The following is a 21,202-nucleotide window of genomic DNA, read 5'->3' as shown; positions in this document are numbered from 1 at the left end:
TAACGCGGGGTAAAATAAGCGCTGGATCACAGTGAGATCCGGTTGAAAAAAGTTTTCGTGAAGGGGTCTCAAAAAAAGATTTTGGCGGGGTTTAGCAAATAATTTTTGTGGCCTTAACACCGAATTTTTTTCTGGCTCTGTGCGAAAGTAGCGTCAACTTAATTGCCGACAGGTCTTTCTCATGCATTGCCCGAAAACCAAACTGGACAGCCTGCGTTGTAATCAGTTATTGGACGTTGCCGAAGAGTTAGTGGATGAACATGGGGTGGTGTCATTCCGGTTTGCCCAGATCGCGAAAGAGGCGCAATGCTCTAATCACACCCTGTATAAGTTCTTTCAATCCAAGGAAGATGTGTTGGTGTGCCTGTTCCTGCGCAATTGCACCTCCAACTACATTCCGCTGTTTCTGGAGTGCCATCCGGAGTTGACCGAACTGGAGCGGGCTGCACTGCCGGCGGTGTTTTCTCTGGTGGCGGTGGAGAAGAGCCCCACCTTCAATATTTTGCGGGTGGTGTCGATCAACAGCATGTTCTGGCAGATGGCCAGCGATGAAAAAGTGAACCTGCTCAGGGCCAGGGTCAATATGTTCTGGAGCCGGGTGCATCTGCATATTGAGGAGGCGCAGCAGAGCGGGGCGTTGCACGCCAACGAGGCTCAGGTGATGGAGTTAACTCAGGCCATCTATTTCTTTATGGCCGGGTGCTTGTCTTCTTATGAAAGTCAGTTGATGGAGCCGAAGTACCTGACCGAGAAAAATCCGACCTACTTTCGCCATTTGGCAGAGATGATGAATCGTTATCAGTGGAACGAGATCGCCACCGCCAGTAAATTTGAATCCCTGTTTAATAAAGTGGATGGGTTTTTTACCCAGTACTACCAGCCCAATAAAAACTGCCAGCGTTGCCAGCAGCTCAATGGCCTTAATGACTGCCGTCAGTTGATCTCTGAGTGAGGGCCTCCGCGGTGCCTGAGCACCGCGGAGTGCCCATCAGCGACGAACCTTGATGCTGTCGGAGTTCAGCATCGCCAGCACCGGATTGGTTGCCATCACCGACGGTTTCAGCCACCAACCCAGCCCCAGCCCGGCGGCAAAGCCTCCGATGTGGGCCCAGTACGCGACGCTGCCCTGAGCCTGCCAGGCACCGAACAGGTTCAGGGCCAGCCAGATGGCAAAAAAGGCCATTGGCGACAGCTTTTTCTGGTAGATGAAGAACATGAACGTCAGGCTGGCATTCTTAAACCACAGCAGATACATGCCGAACAGGCCGGCGATGGCGCCACTGGCGCCCACCATGGCCGTGGTGGAGCCTGGATCGGACAAGATCTGCGCCGCAGCCGCGGCAAAACCGCACAGCAGGTACAGCATCAGGAAACGCACCGATCCCAGCGCGTCTTCGATGTTATCGCCCACCACGTATAAGAAGTACATGTTGCCCAGCAGGTGAGTCAGACTCCCATGCAGGAACATGTGGCTGAGCAGGGCGCCGAAATGGTGCCCCTGCAGCAGATAGTTGGAACGCAGGGCAAAGGCCTCAAACACCTGCTCGGCCAGCTGACTATCGCTGTTGTAGCCAAAGAAGATCAGGATGTTAAGGGCAAGCAGCAGGTAGGTCATCCAGGGCGTGGAGTGAGCCTTGACGTTGTATTCCACCGGCATCCTCAGCAGAAACTGAAACAGCCAGGTCTTGGTGCCGGTGGGTTGATTCATCTGCTCCAGCGCCGACTGAATTCGAGGGGACTGGACCACTTTTTCCCGCTCACTGTCATTGACCCAGATGCCGGTGCAGCTGTGGCACACCTCCACCTCGACACTGAAATCCTGCAGCAACTGGTAGTAATGCAGGCCGCCGCTGCATCGGCAGCAACTGCGTGGCGAGGCCCCCAGGTGGCTGCCAAGATTGTGTTCGATGCCGACGTCATCGTCACCATTGTCGGCCTGTGACAGGGCGCCGTTGAGCTCACCGTGATCAAACCAGATGCCGCCGCACAGGGTGCAGCGGTCCACTTTCTGGCCGTGGAAATGCAGCTCTTGCATCTGCTGGGTCTGGCAGTTGGGGCAGGTGATGGCCATGGTGTCGGTTACTCCACAATGATGTCGGCGGCTTTCAGTTCAGCCGCCAGGGTCTGGTAGTTGAGCTGCAGCGCTGGCAGGGTATGGGTGCTGATGCCGGCGGTCAACTCCTTAAGCTGATTGGCACCGTAGTGAGAACCGTAGGTACGGTTTTCCATCTTTTGAATGATATCGGCGGCCGCCATATAAAAGCGGCGGGTCTCGGTCAGAATTTGAGTCGGCGTTTCCAGCGTCTGGTTGGAGTAGCGCATGTTGTTCCAGACAAACTGGGCCAGTTGCGGATGGATGGTCTTCAAATTGCTGTGGGATTCGGTCAGCACGGTGTTGGCGTAGTCATTGATGATGGTGACGTTGTCGTTGACCTCATCATACAGAGCATGGCGCAGGTAGTAGTTGTTCTGTTTACTGGTCAGGGCATCGAAGGCAATGGCCTGGGACAGGCCCTGTTGGGCCGCCAGGTAGACACCGGCAACGGTGGCGATGAGCATAAAGATCTGACTGACCCAGAAACTGGTTTTGACCAGATCCTGATTGTCCAGCTTGGGTCGGCGTTTGCCTGCTGAGGTCGAGGCTTGTGCTTTAGGGGCGATTGTCATAGAGTCCGTGATTCCTAAAAAAACTGAAAAAAATTCGTTCGACAGTGTGAAAAAACGCACAGCATATATAAAAAAATTTTCAGTATCTACAACAACTTACGCCAAGGATTTGATTCGGCGGGAAAATAATATTCATAAGTAGAAACAGGGGTCAAAAAATGGATTTACCAGTAACACGCTTGGAAGCTGTGGATTTTCAAAGCGATGGCGCGGCGGAACAGTTCGTGCAGTCGTTGCGGGAGACCGGTTTCGGCGTCCTCAAGAACCACCCGTTGTCGCAATCGGCAGTGCAGAGCATTTACGATAACTGGCTGAACTTCTTCGGCGGTGACCAGAAACACCAGTTTGCCTTTAATGCCGACGCTCAGGACGGCTTCTTTGCCGCCAAGGTGGCCGAAACCGCCAAGGGATCGGATAAGCGCGACATCAAGGAGTACTACCACTACTACCCTTGGGGCCAGTGCCCATCGCACCTGAAAGCCGAGTTGCAGGCTTACTACGACACCACGCTGGCCTTTTCGGCAACCCTGCTGGAGTGGATTGAACGTTACACCCCGGCGGAGGTGGCCAAGCGCTACCGTGAGCCATTACCCAAGATGATCAGCGGCAGCGACCAGTCTCTGCTGAGGGTGCTGCATTACCCGCCGATGCAAGGGGATGAAGAGCCGGGGGCCATTCGTGCTGCCGCCCATGAGGACATCAACCTGATCACCATCTTGCCGGCGTCCAATGAGCCGGGATTGCAGGTGAAAGGTAAAGACGGCCAGTGGCTGGATGTGCCTTGCGATTTTGGTAATCTGATCATCAACATCGGCGACATGCTGCAGGAAGCCTCCGGTGGCTATTTTCCTTCGACCACCCACCGGGTGATCAATCCCGAAGGCATGGATCACAACCGTTCCCGGGTGTCACTGCCGCTGTTTATCCATCCGCGTCCCGAAGTGGTGCTGTCGGAGCGCCATAGCGCCCATAGCTATCTGATGGAGCGGTTGCGGGAGCTGGGGGTCATCTGATTGTCACCCGCCCGACCCACCAACGCCGCTGCCGAGTCAGCGGCGTTGCTGTTTTTGGGGCCTCTCTGGCGACGACGGCGCGTTAATGCCCGCATGGCGGGGCGGGATGGGGTCGACGGGTGCGGTTCCGACCCCCGGGGTCCAGCTTGGCCGTTAACTTAAGCGGCCGTCGGCGCAGTAGTGGGATACTGGACGCCGGTCAGTTGTTCCGACAGCGTCCACAAGCGGCTTCGAATCGCCGGATCGAGCACCTCGTCCGTTAAAGCAATCGGCCTGGGTGGGCCCCAAAGCCCAAACCTCGGCCCCCAGAACTGACCGCCGCTGAGGTCGGCCGAGGTGGCGGCCAGCAGTTGTGGCCGCACTCCCTGAGTGACAGGCGTAGCCAGCCGACGGCTCAACCAGCCGCCGATGCCGATGCTCTGCTGGCGCTCGGTGGCGCTGAGTCCCGGGTGGGCAGCCAGTGACAGGGCTGGGCTGCCTAGTTGGCGGAAGCGTCGTTGCAGCTCATCCATGAACAACAGGTTGGCCAGTTTGCTGTCTCCGTAGGCTTTGACTCGATGATAGGGACGTCGATGCCAGTTCAGGTCGTCGAAATCGATGACGCCCCATTTGTAGCCGCCGCTGCTGACGGTCACCACTCTGGCCTCGGGGGCCGCCAACAGTTGAGGCATCAGTCGGCCGGTCAGGGCGAAATGGCCAAGGTGATTGGTGGCCATGTGCATCTCATGACCGCACTCGTTGCGGCACAGCTGAGGCAGATTGACCACGCCGGCGTTGTTCAATAGCAGATCCAGGTGATCGAAGCGGCTGGCGAAGCGTCGACTGAAGCGTTCGATGGACTCGGCTCGAGTGAGATCCAGCGCCAGTACGCTGATATCGGCCCGGGGCTGTTGCCGCAGAATGCTGGCCTTGGCCTGTTCGCCCTTGTTGGTGTCCCGGCAAGCCAGTATCACTTGGGCACCGGCCTGGGCCAGTTGGCGGACCGATTCGTATCCCAGCCCGACGTTGCCGCCGCTGACAATGGCGATGCGACCCTGCTGGCTGGCGAGAGAGGGGAGACTCATGATGATGCTCCTAGGGAGTGGCCTGAGCGAATTCGGTTTCGACCGAAGGGGCCGGCCACCAGCTTTGACTGACAAATTCCCGTTGCAGCGGCACTGCTTCGCCAAAGATCGGAGTCGCCAGTGTCACACCATGCTGGCGGGCCAACTGTTGAATCCGTTGCAGGGGCTCAAACCAGTCGTGCAGGGCCAAATCAAAGGTGCCATTGTGAATCGGCAGCATCACCTTGCCGCGCAAGTCCCGGTGCGCCTGCAGGCTTTCCTCTGGCAACATGTGCACTTCGCTCCAGAGGTCGTTATAGGCGCCGGTTTCGATCAGGGTCAGGTCAAAGGGGCCGAGGCGGTCGCCGATCTCCTTGAAGCCACTGAAGTAGCCAGAATCGCCGCTGAAGAACACGCGAGTGTCGGCCCCGGCCACTACCCAGCTTGCCCATAGGGTGCGATCCCGATCCAGCAGGCCTCGCCCGGAGAAGTGCTGGCTGGGGGTGGCGGTCAGGGTCAGGCCCTCAATCACGGTCTGTTGCCACCAGTCCAGCTCGATGATTTTGTCGTCGTCAATGCCCCATTGCCGCAGGTGGTTGCCGACCTTCAGCGGTGTGACAAACCAGTTAACCTTGGCATCCAGGGCCTGGATGGCGGCCTTGTCCAAGTGGTCATAGTGGTCGTGGCTAATGACCACCGCGGTGATTTCCGGCAGATCCGCCAATGCCAATGGTGAGTCATGAAAGCGCTTGGGACCCGCCCACTGGACCGGGGAAGCCCGTTCGCTGAAGACCGGATCAGTGAGCAGCCATTTGCCGTCCAGTTGCATCAACACCGTGGAGTGACCGAGGCGGTAAACCCGGGCTTCACTCCGTTCCAACTCCTGGGGGACAATTGGCTGCAGTGGGATCGGCTGTGTGGGAGTCGCGGCCAGTCTCTGGTCTTGGAAGTAGGCCCTGGTGATCTGCCACAGGGTGCCGACATCGTTGCGGATGCTCACTTCGCTGTTGGTGAATTTGGGCTGCCGCCGGGCATCGGAACTCAGGGCACAACTGGTCATAACAAGGGCTCCTATCAACAGGGTGAACAGAATCTTCATCTCACCACCTATAAGTAAACTAACCGGTGTAGTTTACTTCTTGTCCTTTAAAAGTAAACCGACAAGTGTAAAATTATGTGTGAGACAACTGGACGGCAGCAGCATGGCTATGAATGAAGTAAAACGAACCCGCAGTGAGATAAAGCGACAGGCGATCATCGAAGCCGCCCGCCAGGCGTTTACCGATCAAGGGGTTCAGGGAACCAGTATGGATAAGGTGGCGGCATTGGCACAGGTGTCCAAGCGCACGGTGTACAATCACTTCCCCAGCAAGGAGGCGTTAGTGATGCACCTGCTCAGCCAGGTGTGGCAACAGGCGCTGACCCAGACTGAGTTGCAGTATCAGCCGGATCAACCGTTAGCACCACAGCTACAGGGGCTGCTGGAAGAGGAGCTGACCTTGTTGTGTGATCCCATCAATCTGGATATGACGCGGGTGGCATTCAGCCACTTTTTGTTTCATCCGCAGCAGTTGCAGGTCGAGATGGTCAAATTCAATGAGTTGGAAACTGGGTTGCAGCGCTGGCTGGCGGCGGCGGTGGCCGATGGTCGCCTCAAGCCGATGGAGATCCGCTTCGCCATGGAACAGCTGCATGGCCTGATTAAAGGCTGCGGTTTCTGGCCCCAGGTAATGATGTCGATGCCGCCTCTGCCGGAGCCGCAGCGGCGCCAACTGGCGGCAGAATCTGCCGCCATGTTCCTCAGTCATTATCAGAGCTGATTTTGGTGTGATCGAAAGGCGGGTCGAAAAGTGGGCGCTCTCGAGGAGCGCCAACCGGGCGTTAATGGTTAGGGTGGCAGGTCATGCAAGAGTACGGATCCGGGAAGCTTTTGCTCATATCCCAGTCGGAGTTGATGGTGCTCAGAATGTTGGTGTAAGGAGCGTGGTTTCCGGCCGCATCTCGGGGAAGAGTGGAGGCGGGGATTAGGTAGTTGTATCGGTTTCCTTCCAAGTTCTCCTGGCCGCTGATCCAGTGTTTGGTGGATGCCTCACCGTGGTTTCTGGGGAGCTGATCTTCAGAGTGACACCAGAAGCACCGTGCGGTTTCGCCATGGCCCTTGGGGGCTCCATTGCTGCCGTGACAACTGGCACAGTAATAGGGCTGTTGTTGATCGAATCCGTCCACGCTGTTAATTGGCCAATGGTAGCCGCCGTGCCCTTTGGGGCTTTGATTGTTGTGACAGCTTTCGCAGTCTGCGATTCCCCAGCCGAAATGTGACGCATCCAGTAGCGGGGATGACGAAGCATCGTCTGGCAGGGGAAAGGTTCGCAGTGTCACCAGGTCACTGCCATCCTGATGTTGGCTGAAATCCCGCTCTTTTGGTTCGTTGCCGTTAAACTCTTCCATGCCGAAGATATCGTAGTGACTCTTATAGATGAGATGGACTTGCTCTACGGGCTGGTTCATTACCCAGACGTCTGTCATCAAGTGCAACATGTTGCCACCGAAGTAGGTGTTCCAATCTTTCCAGCAGGATTCGTGTGGCACTTTTGGGGTGCCTGTTGGAGTGCCGTCGGCACCGAAATCACATTGTGCAAAGGGGGCAAAGTCCTTCAGGGTGGCCTTTTCCCCGAAACGGGTAGTCCAGCCGGCGCCTACCCTGGAGGCTTGGTTTTTTAGCCGAAACAGGGCGAAGTGGCCTACCGGCGCCTTACTGGCCACAGTGGGCCAGTAGTTAAGTGCCACATCTATGCCTTGGTCAAAGGCGGATAGGAAGCTGTCGACGGCGGTGATTACTCCGGGTTGAAAGATGTCGGTCCTGAGGTTGTGGGCGGTGACTTCGAAATCATTGAGCAGTGTTTGGTAGTTTTTACCGCCGTCGAAGGAGGCCACCAACTCGGGAACGATAACTCGGTTGCCATTGCGTGTGAATCGATCCACCTCTTGCTGTTGAACCCAGATTCGGCGTGCTGTCATCTCCGGAGTAAAGGGCTGGAACCGCAGGTTCATGCCGGGCTGGACCCAGAATTGATCCATACGCAGATAGAGTGCCTCGCCTTCGGGACCGACGCCATCGAGACTGCCGGTGATGCGGCGCTTCTCGCCGCCATCCAGCTTGAAGCGGAAATGCCAGTCCGGACTCTGAAAGCTCTGTTGGTCCTGTGGATCCAGGATGCCGTCACCGTTTTGATCCCAGGACACCCGGAAACGGTAGGTATCCAGCCCGGTTTCACGGTGGGAAGCGATACTATCCAACTTCAGTTCAGGGCGTGTTAGTGCCAGATAACGCAATACATCAAAGGCTGAGTAGTGACCTTGGACAAAAATATCGGGTCGGGCGCTACCGGCTCCAAGGCCGTCGGGGTTGCTGCGCAGCAGGGCGTCCATCTCTGATGCGTCGATAACGATGGCGGTCTCTAGTTGATTGCGAATGCCAAGGCTTTGGGCATCCCGTTCGTCGATATGCCCATCGGAGTTCACGTCCTGAGCCTCCGGGCTGAGTCGCCAATTTTTATAGTGGTCGGTGAATCGTCCCAGGTTGACTCGAATGGTTCCGGAAAACTCCGCGTTGGGGGTGACATCCAGGGTTATTGGCAGCTCTGGTTCTGGTTTGGGCGAGGGCTGGGGGACATTATTGGAGTTGTCGGAACATGCCGATAACAGCAGGCAGCAGGTGGCAGTCAGCCACAAAGAGTGTTTCATCATCAGTGTCCTTTATTGAATTACCGAAACTATTGTTGTTTTTCTCGGCGGGCTGGCACTGGTATTTCTGACACCCAATTCCACTGCCGCCGAGGGAGTGTGAATTGAGTCATGCTGTGGTGCGGTGAGCGCCTTACAATGAGGGAAGACTAAGGAAATCTTGGAGTCATCATGACTGAGAACTGTCCGTTGCCTGACGGTGTGGTGGGGGATCTCATGGACCTGCTGGCGCCTTTAGGAGTGCAAGGGTTCTTTTACGGCATCACGACCGATGTCACCAACACCCAGATCCATTCATTTCGCAAACTGCACAAACGGCTGCCGCTGGAGATGGCTCGGGCTCGCTACGCGGTGTTTTCCGATGAACGCACTCGGTTATACCGGGATACCTACCTGAGGGTGTTTGCCCGGCATGATCCCTGCTATTTCGAGCGCAAGCGGATGGGGCCGAACCTTTGGCGTCAACCGGCCGAGGATCAGGAGCAGCTGAAGCGGTTGTTGGAGGAGTTTAATATTCGCAGCCGGGTTGCCTGGCTGTTGCCCTGCCGCTACCACCCGGGGTGGATCAGTGTGTTCCTGTTGCACTCCTCGCTGCCAGAGGGGGAGCTGAAGGCGGCACTGTCTGCCCACCAGGTGAGCCTGGAAAGAGGGCTGAGGGTATTCAGCGACAGCCTGGCCAGTCAATGGATTCAGCGGCTGAATCCCATCTACAATTTTCGCTGCATCACCGACAAGGGACTGGAAGTATTGCGCTTGGCCGCCGAGGGGATGGCCAGCCAGAGCATTGCTCGGAAACTGTGCCTGACCGAGCGGGGGGTGAACTACCACATTGACCGGATGAAGGCCCTGTTTGGTGCTAAAAACCGGGCACAGCTGATCAGCCGGGGGTTCCAGATGGGCATTCTAAACTCTCCCCCACCAGAGGCTGTCTGCAGTGCGACTGATGGGGGCGAGTGTCTTTAAAACAGCGCGATCTCTTCCTCGGTCAGTGGCCGCCACTGGCCCGGAGACAGGCCAGCATCCAACTCCAGTGCGCCGATCTGTTGGCGATGCAGGCCCACGACCTTGTTGCCGACGGCGGCGCACATCCGCTTGACTTGGTGGTACTTACCTTCTTCGATGGTCAGCCAGATCTGGCGTTCGTCGATGCGTTCCACCTGGCCGCGCACCGGGCTGTCTTCGCCGTGCAGCAGCACCCCGTCGCGCAGTTGCGTTAGCGCCTCGTCGTCGATGGCCGTCTCAAGGGTCACCCGATAGCGCTTACCACAGCGGGCGTTGGGTGAGGTGATGCGGTGAGACCATTGGCCGTCGCTGGTCAGCAGCAGCAAGCCGGTGGTGTCGGCGTCGAGGCGGCCGACAATCTTCAGCTGCTCCCGCTTAGGCAGGTCCAGAAGCGTCAGTACCGACGCGTAGCCATCATCGACGCTGGAGCAGACCGTATCCACGGGTTTGTGCAGCATCAGGTAACGGGAGCCTCGCACTTCGGTCGGTTCGCCATTGATGCAGATAGTGTGTTCGGGTGACACCTTGAATCCGGGATCCTTGATGATCACGCCGTCGCAGGTGACTTCGCCGCGATGGAGCATTTTCTTGGCCAGGGAACGGGTCAGTTCGGTGGCATTGCACAGGTATTTGTCCAGTCTCATAGGGGACTCGGTGGAAGAATTCTGCTGCCATTATCCTTGATCTGCGGATCCTTGACCATGGGCAGTGATGCCAGGCGGGGTTGCGTCGGTGCCCATCTTGCCTCAGGCTGAGGCTTTTGCTTTCCCTGCGGTGACTGCCGGCATGGCTACGGACTACCAACAACGTCTTCAACCTGTGATTCGCTATCTGGAGCGTCATTACAACCAACCCCTCAACCTGAGTGAGGTCGCGGCCCTGGCGCACCTGTCCCCCTATCATTTTCATCGCATCTTTAAGGCCGTCACCGGCGAGACCCTGAGTGATTACCTGCGCCGGTTGCGGCTGGAAGGGGCAGCCGGTGATCTGTTCTATACCAAGGCTCCGGTACTGACTGTGGCCATGGAGTATGGCTTTTCCAGCTCGCAGAGTCTGGCCAAGGCGTTTCGGCAGCACTTTGGGCTGACCCCGACCCGGATTCGCGATTGCCAGGAGCTGCAGGAACTGTCTCTGGTGCTAAGAAGCAGCAAGATTGGACACCGGCTTCGCAAGCTGGGACACGAATCAGCCGGCGCGCCGGCCTACACTGAAGCGGTGTTTAATTCGTGGAGTACAGAGATGAAACATCAGCATTTTGAACCCGGCCTCATGGCCTTCATTCGCGTCACCGGCCCCTATGGCCAAGGCTACGAGGCGCCCTGCACTCGATTGCACCAGTGGGCTCAGGCCAGCGGCCTGGGCCAGTGCAAGTGTCTGTTTATTTACCATGACAATCCGGAGATCACCCCGGCGGAGCATTGTCGTACCGACATCGGTTTGTTGGTGCCAGATGGCACTCAGGTGCCAGCGGGCATAGAGTTACAGCCCTTTGCTGGCGGTGACTATGCCACCATCCGCAAGACGGTGACCGAGCATGACCAGTATGTCTCCAACTGGAATGAGTTGCTGGGGCAGGTAGTGGCCGGAGGCTTGGAATGCGACGACCGCTTCTGTTTCGAGTGGTATCACAGCTTTGACCTCGCCACCGGCGCCGCCGACGTCAGCTTCTGCACCGCCATCCGGGCCGGTTAGGCGGCGGCTCGGGTTAGAGCTCTGGTACCGGCTGGCCCAGGTTGCGGTACCATTCCGCCCTTAAGCTCTCCAGCAGTTGCTGTTTGACCCAGTTGTGGGTCGGAGATTGATTGATCTGTGAGTACACCAGGTAGTTGCCGACGGTGCGCCCGACGTCGATCAGGTCAATCAGTTGCCGGGTCACCGCTTTGGGCAGGGTGCAGGTGCGCAGGTTGCGCACCAATTTCAGGTACTCCCGGGTGAAGGCGTTGCAGCTCAGGGCGATGGCGTTGGTGTCCATCAGATGGCGGCTCAGGGCCGCCAGGTTGTCGGTGTAGCCGGCGACCTTCAGCTCCAGTCCATGCTGACTGGCGACCTGACACAGCAGCGGGCAGGGGATGTCATCGAAGTTATCCAGCTCGAAGTAGGGGTGACGGCAGAGGTTCTCCAGCGTCGGCTCGGCATTGAATACCGGGTGCCCCTCCTTGGCAATCAGGTACATCTCCTCGGTTGGGGAGATCAACTCACCGATCAGCTTGTCGCCGCCGAAGTTCTCGTACACCACCGCAAAGTCGATGTCACCGTTCTCAATGGCCCTGCTGCAGTCGGAAGACAGCGTCCGTACCTCAAAGCTCAGGTTGGGGGCTTTGGGCAGAATCACCTCATTGACCGCCTTGTTGGTGATGTAGGTAAACTCGTTATAGGCATAGATGGTGAAATGCTCCCGGGCGGTGCTGGGATCAAACTGAGTATGGCTGCTTTTCAGCTCCTGGTAGTCCATCAGGATGCGGTTGATGATCGGCAGAATCTGAGTGGCCTTGTCGGTAGGCACAAAGCCGTGGCAGCGGCGAATGAACAGCACATCCTGAAACACCTCACGCAGGTTGGCCATGTGGCGGCTGACGGTGGAGCTGCTCATGCCCAGCTCGTTGGCGGCAAGTCCGGCGTTCAGGTGGCGGGAGACGGATTCAAAAACCGTCAGTGAGCGGTAGTCCAGGTGTTCGATGTCCACGACAGTTCCTTAACAGGTATTGAGGTGCCCATTTTTCATGGCCGTCGAGGCTGGCGCGGTGCGGTGGATCACAGCCCCCCGGATTCAATTGTTAAAACTGTTAAGCCGTACCGAATTTGCACGAACCGCAAAATGCGTTTTGCCAGCGCTGAAAATGGTCGGAGCCGTGTGGAGTTTGACGACGGGTGGATTTTGACGCATTTTGAGAGCTGTCCCCGCAAACGACTTACCGGTGCTAATGTGCGCCTTAAGTTGACAGCAGTGAGGTGAATGCGATTTCAGTGCTTTTCGGAGTGAGGAAAGTCACATCTGAATTGCCGATGGAAAAATAAGGAAATATCGAATAGTGAAACTTAGGTGAGATCTCATGTTCTTCGAATTTAGCCCCCCCATAATGTGATCTGTGTAATAGTCAGCCAATCCGTAAAGTTAGACCATCTGCGCACACCAATTATTTCGCGAATAAGAGTGTCATGAAGCTGGATCAATTAAATTACAACCAACTGAAAGTGTTACTTGCGGTTTACAAGCATGGCCAAGGACATCAGGCCGCAAATGAGTTGGGAATGACCGCTTCTGCCGTCAGCCGGACCTTGAAGGGACTGCGTGACATTTTTAAGGATTCACTGTTTGTGCGTCGCTCCTGTGGATTGATCCCCACAGAAAAGACTAACCAACTGATTCCTTTGGCAAAAAAGCTGGTAGATCAGTATCAGCAAATCGAGCAGCACTACTCGGTATTTACCCCGGAAGAATCCGGTGGCCAGTTCATTATTCTGGCGTACGACGAGTTTGTGTATGCGGTACAGAAAGTGGTGAACCAGCACATCATGCCTGAGGCACCGAACCTGAAGTTTGAAATTCGAACCCTGAGTCATGACTGTACCGCCGAGGTGGCCAATGGCGACATCGACTTCATGGTGGTCTACGAAGGCTTCGAGGGGAAAAACCTGAATTGGGATATGTTTGCTGAAACCGCCGACCTTTATATTTTGGCGAACAGCAGACACTCGATATTCAATAAGGAACTGACTCTGGATATGCTGAGTCGTTATCCTCTGTTGGAGTTGGACAATTATAACGATCTTGCTTGCCCTTTACTGGTGAACTTATGTCGTGAGATTGGCTGTGAGATGGAAGTGGCCGGTTATACAGACAGTGTGGCAACGGCCATGAGATTACTGGCGGAATCCAACAGTATTACTCTCAGTTGTAACCAGTTCACTCGTGAATTTGTCGATATGGTTCCCGGGGTTGATTATGTACGACTCCCTGATGAGTTGGCGCGTAGAATTCGCGAACGTCGCCGAACTGAACGAGATATCGGAAACTATATCCTGTATGGGGATATTAATAATTCGGCCTCGTTCAACTGGGTGAAGTCGAAACTGATTTACGGATTAGAAAAGGAATGGCGTAAAGCCTCCGAGCGCTAATCCGAACAAATTGAAATAACACTTTTTATTTAGGGTGGCTTCTTATTCTGAGAAGCCATCGAGGACCCTTTTTGCCTAATCGAGGTGGCAGGTGGAATTTACTAACTTTTGCATTATGGCTTTTGCGGCCTATTTGGTGCTGAAAAAGCCTGAAAAAGAAAAGCTGGCGGATCGGCTTTTATTTGGCTCTATCGCATTGAGCTTCTTTATCTGGATCATGATGTCTTGGGGCACTTTGATGCCCATCGGTAACTATTAAGGAAGCATGATGAACAGTCGTGGAGATATTTTTAATAAGCTGGCGTCACTGGCTTCCATCGTAATCATGGCGCTGCCGGTGGGCATCGCCTGCTTCGTGTTCGGCTTTATCATGAAGGACAACCCTTGTGCCTTCTGTTGGGAAGAGCGGACCGCCATGGTACTGGTGGCACTGACCGCCATCTACATCGTCCGTTATGGCCTCAAGCCGAAGTACATTGCGGCGTTGGTGTTCCTGGGTATCTACGGTGCCTACATGGCCTCGGTACACACCGGCTTTAACTTTGCCAGCGACATCGGTCAGGGCTTCTCGGTCAAGATCATGGGCGCTCACACCTACTCCTGGGCCCTGTTTGTGTTCCTGGTGGTGCTGGTGGTGGTTGCGGCGTTGCTGATGTTCCTGGGCAACAAGTTCCCCGAGCACAGCCCTCGCAGCAGCAAGAATGACGGCCTGGTGAAAGCGGCCAGCTACGTGTTCCTGTTTGTGATTGCCGGCAATATCGTTCAGGCCTTTACCCAAACCGGCCCCGCGCCTTTCGTCGGTCAGGACAGCCCGGGTCGGGTGTCGTTCAATCCCAAGTACATGAGCTGGGAACTGGATCACTGGCCAAGCTACTCCCCGGATGCCCGCGGTCCTTATGCCGTATCGGATCCTGACTACGATGCCATCACCGCTACTGCGCCTATCTACAAAGGAGCGGCTCAGCAACCGATGAGCACCCTGTCTCTGCCAGCAGAGATCGCGACTCGTGTTACCGGCATTGATTACCAGCCGGAAGCCAAGCTGTACGCGGTGACCACCACCGACATGTGGGTCTACATCCTGGACGCCACCATGACCAAGGTGATCACCAAGGCCGACATCGATGGCATGTACATGCTGCACATCTCTCCGCTGGTGGGCGTGGGCTTCGTGTCCCCGACTGAGCTGGTCGTGATGGGAGACAATAAGGCATTTGCCAAGCTGGTTCTCAGTAATGATCAGACTTGGGAAGTAAACTATCGTCGTTTCAATGAAAGCAGCGATGGCATCGGTGAAACCGAGCGTGGCCAGTTTGCCACCGTGCGTGCTAAGCACAGCTACTCCGTTGCCTTCGGCTTTGACAGCGACAAGCAGCAGTTCGTCAGCGTAACCGCCAAGAACGAACAAACCGAAAACCTGGTGGCTTCCCGCTTTGCGCTGGAAGACATGACTCTGTCAGCCGAACAGCCGTTGTCCGTGGCTGCGAAGCAGGGACAGTGGTTGCAGAACCTGCCACTGGTCACAGGTATCAGCGTCGATAATGGCGCCAGCTACTTGCTGAGCAATTCCGGTTCTGAAGTACTGGTGATGGATAACGAATCCGGAGAGATTGAAAAAGGCATCAAACTGGCGGCGCCGGTTAATCCTTACGGTCTGGTTAAGACTGGCAACTCTCTGTTGGTGACCGGATTCGAAAATGGAATTAATAAGGTTTATCAGTACGCACTTTAAATCGTAACTCGTTTATTTTCGACCTGCTATTTCAGGCTTATTTGTTGGTGCAGTTTCAGGCTCGGTGGTGAGGTTAATCTCTCTCATTCCCTGCTCAAGAATGACCCTTAGTTGTCCTCAAGCAAAATTGACTTTGCCATTGAGCCTGACTTTTTAAGTTACTGAAAATAGCTGGTTAAAAACGTAGCGATATTTTGACCTTGAATTCATAGATTATAAAAGGTTGGTAGTAAGATGATGAAAATCGATAGACGTAAGTTCTTGCAAGGGGTCGGTGCTACATCGGTATTCACCTCCTTGTCCGGACTGGCTCCTGGTGTTGCGAACGCCAAGCCTCGGGGCGGAAATGACAGCCTGCTCGACAAACGCAATGGTGAAATTAAATACCACACCTGTGCCCGTAACTGTGCTGACCGTTGTCTGCTGAAGTTCCGTGTTCAGGATGGTCGTATGACCTACGTCAGTGGTGCCGAAGAGCAAGAGAAGACCGGTACTTCTCCTTGCGTGAAAGGCCACACCTACGTGCAGTACACCTATGCCGCAGACCGCATCCTGCACCCCATGAAGCGGGTGGGCAAGAAAGGCGAAGGCAAGTGGAAGCGCATCAGCTGGGATGAGGCTTACGCCGAAATCAGCACCAAGCTGAAGAGCATCGTAGCCGAGCACGGCCCGGAAGCGGTCCTGCCTTACTCCTACTCCGGCCACGAAGGCATGATCGGCAAGTACGGCGGCCCATGTCGCTTCTTCCACAAGTTGGGCGCCACTCAGCTGGACCGTCTTGTGTGTGTATTTGCTGCCTATGAAGGCCTGAAGTCTGTGACCGGTACCTGGCGTGGTCCCGATCCGGAAGATACACCGAAGACCAACTGCTACATCGCCTGGGGTCAGAACGAAACCGCCACCAACGTTCACGGCATCAAGTACATCAACCGTGCCCGTGACAATGGTGCCAAGCTGTTGGTTGTAAACCCTATCCGTACGCCAATTGCGTCTCAGGCCGACATCTGGTTGCAGCCTAAGCCAAGTACCGATACTCACCTTGCCGCCGGTATCATGAAGTACCTGGTGGAGAAGGATCTGGTGGACCACGAGTTCATCAAGAAGAACACTCTGGGTTACGACGAGCTGGTGAAACGCCTGAATGAGATCAGCTACGACGAAGTCGAGCAGGTCACCGGTGTGCCACGGGCCAAGATGTTTGAATTTGCCAAGGTATACGGTGAGTCCAAGCTGTCAGTTCTGCGCCTGGGTTACGGCATGCAGCGTAACTACAACGGTGCCCGTATGACCCGTGCCATCGCCATGATGCACGCCATCGGTGGTAACTTCGGTCAGATCGGTAACGGTTTCATCTACGACAACGTTCAGGCCGACGACGGCATGAACTACGCCAAGGGCACCGCGTCCCACCTGCGTACCAACTCCGACACCGTTCAGCACGTCAACATGACCGAGATCGCCAAGGCGATTCATCCGACCAACCCGACGGCCTACGGTAAGCCGATCAAGCCGATTCACGCGCTGATCAACTACAACGGCAACTTCGTTGCAGTGGCACCGGATTCCAACGCCTGTCGATTGGGCGCCATGCGTGACGACCTGTTCCTGGTGGTGCATGACTTCATCATGACCGATACCGCCGAGCTGGCCGACATCATCGTACCGGCGGCGACTCAGTTTGAGTCTGATGACTACTGCCCTGACTACAACTGCTACTACCAGCAGATCTGTGAGAAGGTGATCGAGCCTGTGGGCGAGTCCAAAGACAACTGGACCTTCTTCAAAGAGCTGGCGCACCACATGGGCTTCGATGATCCGGAGTTCCAGGTTGACCACGAAGGCATTCTGCGTGACTTCATGGACACCGATGACTACGCCTATGAAGGCATCACTTACGAGCAGATTGCCCGTGAGAAATTCGTTAAGGTGAACGTGCCACGGCCATTCTTCGGTGACGGCAAGTACCACACCGAAAGCGGCAAGATCGAACTGTTCTCCGACTACATGGCCAATGCCGGCTTCGATCCGGTCATCGACCTGGGTCTGCCGGAAGACGAGATGATCAAAGAGGAGCGTGAACTGCCGTTCCGTCTGCTGTCTCCTGCGATCCCTCAGCGGGCCAACAGCTCCTTCTACAACGTGAAGTACATGCGTACCTTCCCGGCTTACTTCGCCAAAATCCACCCTCAGGATGCAGAGAAGTACGGCATTAAGCACAACGATCGGGTGCGTCTGAGCAACCATCGTGGTGAAGCCCACTTCGTGGCCATGGTGACCAGCCAGGTGGTTCCAGGAACCATCATGGCGCCAAAGAACAACTGGCGTCGCATGGACCCTCAGGGCAAGGCCAGCTGTACCAACAACCTCACCACCGACAAGTTGACCGATATGGGCGGTTGCTCGGCCTATCACTCAACCCGTGTCGGCCTGGAAAAGGCTTAAGGAGTAACCGATGGAAAACAAACACCAACTTGGATTTGTATTCAGACAAGAGAACTGCGTCGGTTGCGGTGCCTGTACCGTGGCTTGTCAGATTCACAACGAACTGCCAGAGAACGTGCGCTTCCGTAAGGTAGACCGTTACGAAGTCGAAAAAGGCGACGGCATTGTTGATGTGTGGTTGAGCCACTCTTGCATGCATTGTGGCAACCCTGCCTGTCTGATGGTGTGTCCGGCTCAGGCCTACACCATTCGTCACGACGGCCTGGTGGTCCTGGATCGCGAGAAGTGCACCGGCTGTGGTCTGTGTGTGTCTGCCTGTCCTTACGACGCGGTGGCCATGGTGGATACCGACGGCAAAGCGGCCAAGTGCAACATGTGCATCGAGCTGATTGACCAGGGTAAGAAGCCTGCCTGTGTTGATGGTTGCCCGGTACAGTGCCTGGATCAGGACAAGATCCACCAGGTTCTGGACCAGAAGGCATCCGCCAGCAAAGAGGGTATCGGTTACTCAGACTGCGTGACCAAGCCAAACATGGTGATTATCAAGGAGCGTGCGTGATGAATTGCGACTATGGACCGATCGCCTCCGCGTACCACGCCCTGAAAGGCATGGTGTTTGCCCCCTCCAACCCGGAGTCTGTGGCTAACCTCATCGCCTATCTGGAGGCCAGCGGCAGCAATCCCGAATTGTTGGCTGAAGCGCAGCGGTACGCCGACGCGCCAGAGGATTTGGAGTGTGACTTCAACCGCATGTGCATCGGCCCATACCGCTTACTGGTGCCACCCTACGAGTCCGTTTACTGCGCCAGCGGCCGTCAAATCAACACCGATGACACCGTCAAGGTGGCTGATTTCTATCAGAACATCGGTCTGGTAATCGACGAAAAGCTGAACGAGCCGGCGGACTACATCGGCAACGAGTTGGAGTTTCTCTACTGCGTAGAGGCTCTGGTGAGTGAGCACCAGAAACAGGAAAACAGCGACACGGCGGCGGCCCTGGAGGAGTTGGCTCAGGAGTTTTTGAGCCTGCACCTGGGGACCTGGTACCAGAAGTTTACCGAAGGCATGGAGAAGCATGCCCAGACCGACTTCTGGCGCCTGTATGCCGGTGAATTGCGTCGCTTCCTGTCATCACGAATGACTCATTAATTCTGGTGGGGTAACCACCCCCGCCTGTACGGGAGCCTGTTTGGCACCTAAGGATTAAAAATGAAACGTTTGATTGCTTTATTTCAGCTGGTGTTGGTGTCGGCATTTGCCAGCCAAGCCGTCGCGGCCCCTAAGGCCGAACTTCAGCCTCAGCAGTGGCAGCCGATCCAGGAGATCAGCATTCAGGGTGATATCCCTGAGCTGCGTGGCATGCCCATGCAGCCTGAGCTGCCGGTGGTGAACACCGTCGTCAACCAGGGCTACCTGGAGACCTTGTCTCCGGCCAGCTACTGGGCCGATCTGCTGATCTACTCGTTCTTCGGCATGATTGCCCTGCTGGCCGCGTTCGTGGTCATCAACGGCAAGTCGAAGCTGACCAATGGTTTCTCCGGTAACAAGATCGACCGCTGGAGTGGCATGGACGTGTTTGTGCACTGGGTTGGCGGCATCGCCTGTCTGTTCCTGATCGGTACTGGTCTGGTGATCGGCGCTGGCCGCTTCCTGCTGGAGCCGAACATGGGCGCCAGCCACTGGATCGGCGTGATCAACACCTCGGTGTCTCTGCACGACATGATGGCTTTCCCCTTCATTCTGGGTTGGGCCGTGATGGTGCTGAAGTGGGCACCGAAGCAGATGCCAGAAGCCTGTGACCTGGGCTGGTTCAAAGCCGCCGGTGGTTACCTGAACTTCGGTTCATTCAAGGGCAAGCACCCGGATGCGGGCTTTGCCAACGCCGGTGAGAAGCTGTGGTTCTGGTGTTTCGCCATCTTCGGTCTGGTGATGATCGGTTCCGGCCTGGTGATGATGTTCCCCAGCCTGGCGGAGACCAAAGACGGTGCCAACCTGGCCCTGATTCTTCATCTGGTCAGTGCCGTGGTTCTGGGCGCCTTCGCCGTGGTGCACATCTTCATGGCAACCATCATGTCTGAAGGTGGTATGGAGTGCATGGTTTCCGGTAAGTGTGATGAAAACTGGGCCAAGCAACACCACAACCTGTGGCTGAAACAGGTACGCAAGTCCTAATCATCGTTTGATGCATTAATGGCCCCACATTCGTGGGGCCATCTCATTGATACCCATGCTGCACGCCTCTCCCTCATGGAGCAGGTGCAGCCCCGTAGTGCTTTATGGAATGAGTTTGTAACAATGAATACCAAAATGACTTTGATGGCCGCCGCCATCGCCGCAGTATCCGTGAACGCCGTTGCCGCCGATTCTCTGGAAGAACAGGTTCGTGTCCTGTCCGAGCGCGTTCAGCAACTGGAACAACAGACCCCGACCCTGGCCGAAGGCACCAGCTTCAACCTGTATGGCAGCCTGCGTCCGACCTTCAATTACCTGGACGATGGTGACAACGGCAAGTGGGACGTGCGCGATGCCCTGTCCCGGGTTGGCATTAAGGCTCAGACCGAACTGAGCAATGGCTGGGTGGCCATCGCCCAGGGTGAGTGGAGCGTTGATATCTCCAACAATGGCGACTTCGGTAAGGCCCGTCAGGCGTACGTGGCGCTGGCGACCCCTTATGGTCAGCTGGGTGTGGGCAAGCAACGTCCGGCCCAGTACACCCTGGTGGCGGAGTACGTGGACATCTTTAACCACGGCAACAGCCCGTTTGCCTATGACGCCGAAAGCCCATTCTTTGTTGACAACTTTGTCACCTACAAGCTGCAGAAGCAGGGCTTCACTCTGATGGCCGGCGCGCAAATCAACGGTGACAAAGGCGACGATAACGCCGACATGGTTAACGTTGGCGTAGGCTATGACCTGGCTGGTCTGCACCTGGGTCTGGGGTACGTGACCCAGGATCGTCTCGACGACAGCAACCAGGTGGTTGGCGACGACCAGACCATTGGTGGCGTGGTGGCGTACAGCTTCGACAACGGCCTGTACCTGGCCGCCGCTTACCAGGATAAGGACTACAACCTGGACAACGGTGTCGACCGCAGTGGCAGCACTCTGGACACCGCGTTGGCCTTCCCCTTTGCCGATCAATACAAGGTGAAACTGGGTTACTTCATCTTTGAAGATGGCGTCAAGGACAACAGCAGCAAGGATTACGACGGCTACAACACCACCCTGGAGTGGAACGCCGCCGACAACCTGCGCTTCCACGTCGAGTACCTGGTGAAAGACTTTGACTACAGCGACAAGGACACCTCCATCGCCGTGGGCATGCGTTACGACTTCGATCTGGGCTGGAATTTCTAACCGGATTGAAACGCTGTGATGGTTCGAGTTAGCCCCTGACCATCCTGCGGACTTATCTCCTCACCTCCAAGGCAGCCGCAAGG

Annotated in this window: 20 protein-coding genes; 13 read left to right on the top strand and 7 right to left on the bottom strand. The window is 56.0% G+C overall.

The window, feature by feature from the left end; genetic code table 11:
* Window positions 1-181: 181 nt before the first annotated feature.
* Entirely contained in the window at window positions 182-952 is a 771-nt protein-coding gene (locus tag J8Z22_RS21400) for a TetR/AcrR family transcriptional regulator (protein ID WP_252008113.1), read from the top strand.
* 36 nt (window positions 953-988) lie between these two features.
* On the opposite strand, the gene J8Z22_RS21395 is transcribed toward J8Z22_RS21400, so the two are convergent.
* Window positions 989-2,071, bottom strand: a complete 1,083-nt coding sequence (locus J8Z22_RS21395; RefSeq protein WP_252008111.1) for a rhomboid family intramembrane serine protease — start codon at window positions 2,069-2,071, stop codon at window positions 989-991.
* An 8-nt stretch (window positions 2,072-2,079) separates the two neighbouring features.
* Window positions 2,080-2,667 (bottom strand): hypothetical protein, encoded by a 588-nt coding sequence (locus tag J8Z22_RS21390; RefSeq protein WP_252008101.1) that lies wholly within the window; start codon window positions 2,665-2,667, stop codon window positions 2,080-2,082.
* 158 nt (window positions 2,668-2,825) lie between these two features.
* On the opposite strand from J8Z22_RS21390, the gene J8Z22_RS21385 reads away from it, so the two are divergent.
* Window positions 2,826-3,680: a 2OG-Fe(II) oxygenase family protein gene (locus tag J8Z22_RS21385; RefSeq protein ID WP_252008099.1), complete on the top strand. Its 855-nt coding sequence runs from the start codon at window positions 2,826-2,828 to the stop codon at window positions 3,678-3,680.
* 158 nt (window positions 3,681-3,838) lie between these two features.
* Here J8Z22_RS21385 and J8Z22_RS21380 read toward each other — a convergent pair whose 3' ends face one another.
* Complete coding sequence (locus J8Z22_RS21380) at window positions 3,839-4,744, bottom strand: oxidoreductase (RefSeq protein ID WP_252008097.1); 906 nt, start codon at window positions 4,742-4,744, stop codon at window positions 3,839-3,841.
* Between the two features lie 10 nt (window positions 4,745-4,754).
* Window positions 4,755-5,783 carry an MBL fold metallo-hydrolase gene (locus tag J8Z22_RS21375; RefSeq protein WP_252008094.1) on the bottom strand — a complete coding sequence of 343 codons (1,029 nt, stop codon included), beginning with the start codon at window positions 5,781-5,783 and terminating at the stop codon, window positions 4,755-4,757.
* A gap of 148 nt (window positions 5,784-5,931) precedes the next feature.
* On the opposite strand from J8Z22_RS21375, the gene J8Z22_RS21370 reads away from it, so the two are divergent.
* A complete protein-coding gene (locus J8Z22_RS21370) occupies window positions 5,932-6,543 on the top strand; it encodes a TetR/AcrR family transcriptional regulator (protein ID WP_252008093.1) in 612 nt (203 codons plus the stop codon).
* 61 nt (window positions 6,544-6,604) lie between these two features.
* Here the strand turns inward: J8Z22_RS21370 and J8Z22_RS21365 are convergent, their stop codons facing one another.
* Window positions 6,605-8,470, bottom strand: a complete 1,866-nt coding sequence (locus tag J8Z22_RS21365; protein ID WP_252008091.1) for a hypothetical protein — start codon at window positions 8,468-8,470, stop codon at window positions 6,605-6,607.
* A 168-nt stretch (window positions 8,471-8,638) separates the two neighbouring features.
* Here J8Z22_RS21365 and J8Z22_RS21360 point away from each other — a divergent pair, with 168 nt between their 5' ends.
* Window positions 8,639-9,430 carry a LuxR C-terminal-related transcriptional regulator gene (locus tag J8Z22_RS21360; RefSeq protein WP_252008089.1) on the top strand — a complete coding sequence of 264 codons (792 nt, stop codon included), beginning with the start codon at window positions 8,639-8,641 and terminating at the stop codon, window positions 9,428-9,430.
* On the opposite strand, the gene J8Z22_RS21355 is transcribed toward J8Z22_RS21360, so the two are convergent.
* The gene (locus tag J8Z22_RS21355; protein ID WP_252008087.1) at window positions 9,427-10,113 is read right to left on the bottom strand and encodes a pseudouridine synthase; all 687 of its coding nucleotides are present in this window, start codon (window positions 10,111-10,113) and stop codon (window positions 9,427-9,429) included. The genes J8Z22_RS21360 and J8Z22_RS21355 overlap by 4 nt on opposite strands.
* Before the next feature lie 67 nt (window positions 10,114-10,180).
* Here J8Z22_RS21355 and J8Z22_RS21350 point away from each other — a divergent pair, with 67 nt between their 5' ends.
* Window positions 10,181-11,161: a GyrI-like domain-containing protein gene (locus tag J8Z22_RS21350; protein ID WP_245595529.1), complete on the top strand. Its 981-nt coding sequence runs from the start codon at window positions 10,181-10,183 to the stop codon at window positions 11,159-11,161.
* 13 nt (window positions 11,162-11,174) lie between these two features.
* Here the strand turns inward: J8Z22_RS21350 and J8Z22_RS21345 are convergent, their stop codons facing one another.
* Window positions 11,175-12,152: a LysR family transcriptional regulator gene (locus J8Z22_RS21345; RefSeq protein ID WP_028111250.1), complete on the bottom strand. Its 978-nt coding sequence runs from the start codon at window positions 12,150-12,152 to the stop codon at window positions 11,175-11,177.
* A 473-nt stretch (window positions 12,153-12,625) separates the two neighbouring features.
* Here J8Z22_RS21345 and J8Z22_RS21340 point away from each other — a divergent pair, with 473 nt between their 5' ends.
* The 8 genes from J8Z22_RS21340 to J8Z22_RS21305 all read left to right on the top strand — a co-directional run bounded on the left by J8Z22_RS21340 (window position 12,626) and on the right by J8Z22_RS21305 (window position 21,119).
* The gene (locus J8Z22_RS21340) at window positions 12,626-13,588 is read left to right on the top strand and encodes a LysR family transcriptional regulator (RefSeq protein ID WP_028111251.1); all 963 of its coding nucleotides are present in this window, start codon (window positions 12,626-12,628) and stop codon (window positions 13,586-13,588) included.
* A 91-nt stretch (window positions 13,589-13,679) separates the two neighbouring features.
* Entirely contained in the window at window positions 13,680-13,847 is a 168-nt protein-coding gene (locus J8Z22_RS21335) for a hypothetical protein (RefSeq protein ID WP_169629180.1), read from the top strand.
* Between the two features lie 9 nt (window positions 13,848-13,856).
* Window positions 13,857-15,320, top strand: coding sequence for a disulfide bond formation protein B (locus tag J8Z22_RS21330; RefSeq protein ID WP_035414868.1), 1,464 nt, complete (start codon window positions 13,857-13,859; stop codon window positions 15,318-15,320).
* Window positions 15,321-15,557: 237 nt separating this feature from the next.
* Complete coding sequence (locus J8Z22_RS21325) at window positions 15,558-17,762, top strand: molybdopterin-dependent oxidoreductase (RefSeq protein ID WP_028111252.1); 2,205 nt, start codon at window positions 15,558-15,560, stop codon at window positions 17,760-17,762.
* A gap of 10 nt (window positions 17,763-17,772) precedes the next feature.
* Window positions 17,773-18,321, top strand: coding sequence for a 4Fe-4S dicluster domain-containing protein (locus J8Z22_RS21320; RefSeq protein ID WP_028111253.1), 549 nt, complete (start codon window positions 17,773-17,775; stop codon window positions 18,319-18,321).
* A complete protein-coding gene (locus tag J8Z22_RS21315) occupies window positions 18,321-18,911 on the top strand; it encodes a molecular chaperone (RefSeq protein WP_028111254.1) in 591 nt (196 codons plus the stop codon). Before J8Z22_RS21320 ends, J8Z22_RS21315 begins: the two co-directional genes overlap by 1 nt.
* Window positions 18,912-18,971: 60 nt before the next feature.
* Complete coding sequence (locus J8Z22_RS21310; RefSeq protein ID WP_252008086.1) at window positions 18,972-19,934, top strand: formate dehydrogenase subunit gamma; 963 nt, start codon at window positions 18,972-18,974, stop codon at window positions 19,932-19,934.
* 123 nt (window positions 19,935-20,057) lie between these two features.
* Window positions 20,058-21,119, top strand: coding sequence for a porin (locus J8Z22_RS21305; protein WP_252008085.1), 1,062 nt, complete (start codon window positions 20,058-20,060; stop codon window positions 21,117-21,119).
* The last annotated feature ends 83 nt before the right edge of the window (window positions 21,120-21,202 follow it).

The sequence above is a fragment of the Ferrimonas sp. SCSIO 43195 genome (assembly GCF_023716685.1).
Classification (GTDB): domain Bacteria; phylum Pseudomonadota; class Gammaproteobacteria; order Enterobacterales; family Shewanellaceae; genus Ferrimonas; species Ferrimonas kyonanensis.
This window is presented reverse-complemented; position numbering and strand designations above follow the sequence as displayed.

Bases quoted from the DNA above. Each gene is read 5' to 3' on its own strand.
- J8Z22_RS21400 (WP_252008113.1), top strand. From the start codon at position 182: ATGCATTGCCCGAAAACCAAACTGGACAGCCTGCGTTGTAATCAGTTA.
- J8Z22_RS21395 (WP_252008111.1), bottom strand. From the start codon at position 2,071: ATGGCCATCACCTGCCCCAACTGCCAGACCCAGCAGATGCAAGAGCTG.
- J8Z22_RS21390 (WP_252008101.1), bottom strand. From the start codon at position 2,667: ATGACAATCGCCCCTAAAGCACAAGCCTCGACCTCAGCAGGCAAACGC.
- J8Z22_RS21385 (WP_252008099.1), top strand. From the start codon at position 2,826: ATGGATTTACCAGTAACACGCTTGGAAGCTGTGGATTTTCAAAGCGAT.
- J8Z22_RS21380 (WP_252008097.1), bottom strand. From the start codon at position 4,744: ATGAGTCTCCCCTCTCTCGCCAGCCAGCAGGGTCGCATCGCCATTGTC.
- J8Z22_RS21375 (WP_252008094.1), bottom strand. From the start codon at position 5,783: ATGACCAGTTGTGCCCTGAGTTCCGATGCCCGGCGGCAGCCCAAATTC.
- J8Z22_RS21370 (WP_252008093.1), top strand. From the start codon at position 5,932: ATGAATGAAGTAAAACGAACCCGCAGTGAGATAAAGCGACAGGCGATC.
- J8Z22_RS21365 (WP_252008091.1), bottom strand. From the start codon at position 8,470: ATGATGAAACACTCTTTGTGGCTGACTGCCACCTGCTGCCTGCTGTTA.
- J8Z22_RS21360 (WP_252008089.1), top strand. From the start codon at position 8,639: ATGACTGAGAACTGTCCGTTGCCTGACGGTGTGGTGGGGGATCTCATG.
- J8Z22_RS21355 (WP_252008087.1), bottom strand. From the start codon at position 10,113: ATGAGACTGGACAAATACCTGTGCAATGCCACCGAACTGACCCGTTCC.
- J8Z22_RS21350 (WP_245595529.1), top strand. From the start codon at position 10,181: ATGCCAGGCGGGGTTGCGTCGGTGCCCATCTTGCCTCAGGCTGAGGCT.
- J8Z22_RS21340 (WP_028111251.1), top strand. From the start codon at position 12,626: ATGAAGCTGGATCAATTAAATTACAACCAACTGAAAGTGTTACTTGCG.
- J8Z22_RS21330 (WP_035414868.1), top strand. From the start codon at position 13,857: ATGAACAGTCGTGGAGATATTTTTAATAAGCTGGCGTCACTGGCTTCC.
- J8Z22_RS21325 (WP_028111252.1), top strand. From the start codon at position 15,558: ATGAAAATCGATAGACGTAAGTTCTTGCAAGGGGTCGGTGCTACATCG.
- J8Z22_RS21320 (WP_028111253.1), top strand. From the start codon at position 17,773: ATGGAAAACAAACACCAACTTGGATTTGTATTCAGACAAGAGAACTGC.
- J8Z22_RS21315 (WP_028111254.1), top strand. From the start codon at position 18,321: ATGAATTGCGACTATGGACCGATCGCCTCCGCGTACCACGCCCTGAAA.
- J8Z22_RS21310 (WP_252008086.1), top strand. From the start codon at position 18,972: ATGAAACGTTTGATTGCTTTATTTCAGCTGGTGTTGGTGTCGGCATTT.
- J8Z22_RS21305 (WP_252008085.1), top strand. From the start codon at position 20,058: ATGAATACCAAAATGACTTTGATGGCCGCCGCCATCGCCGCAGTATCC.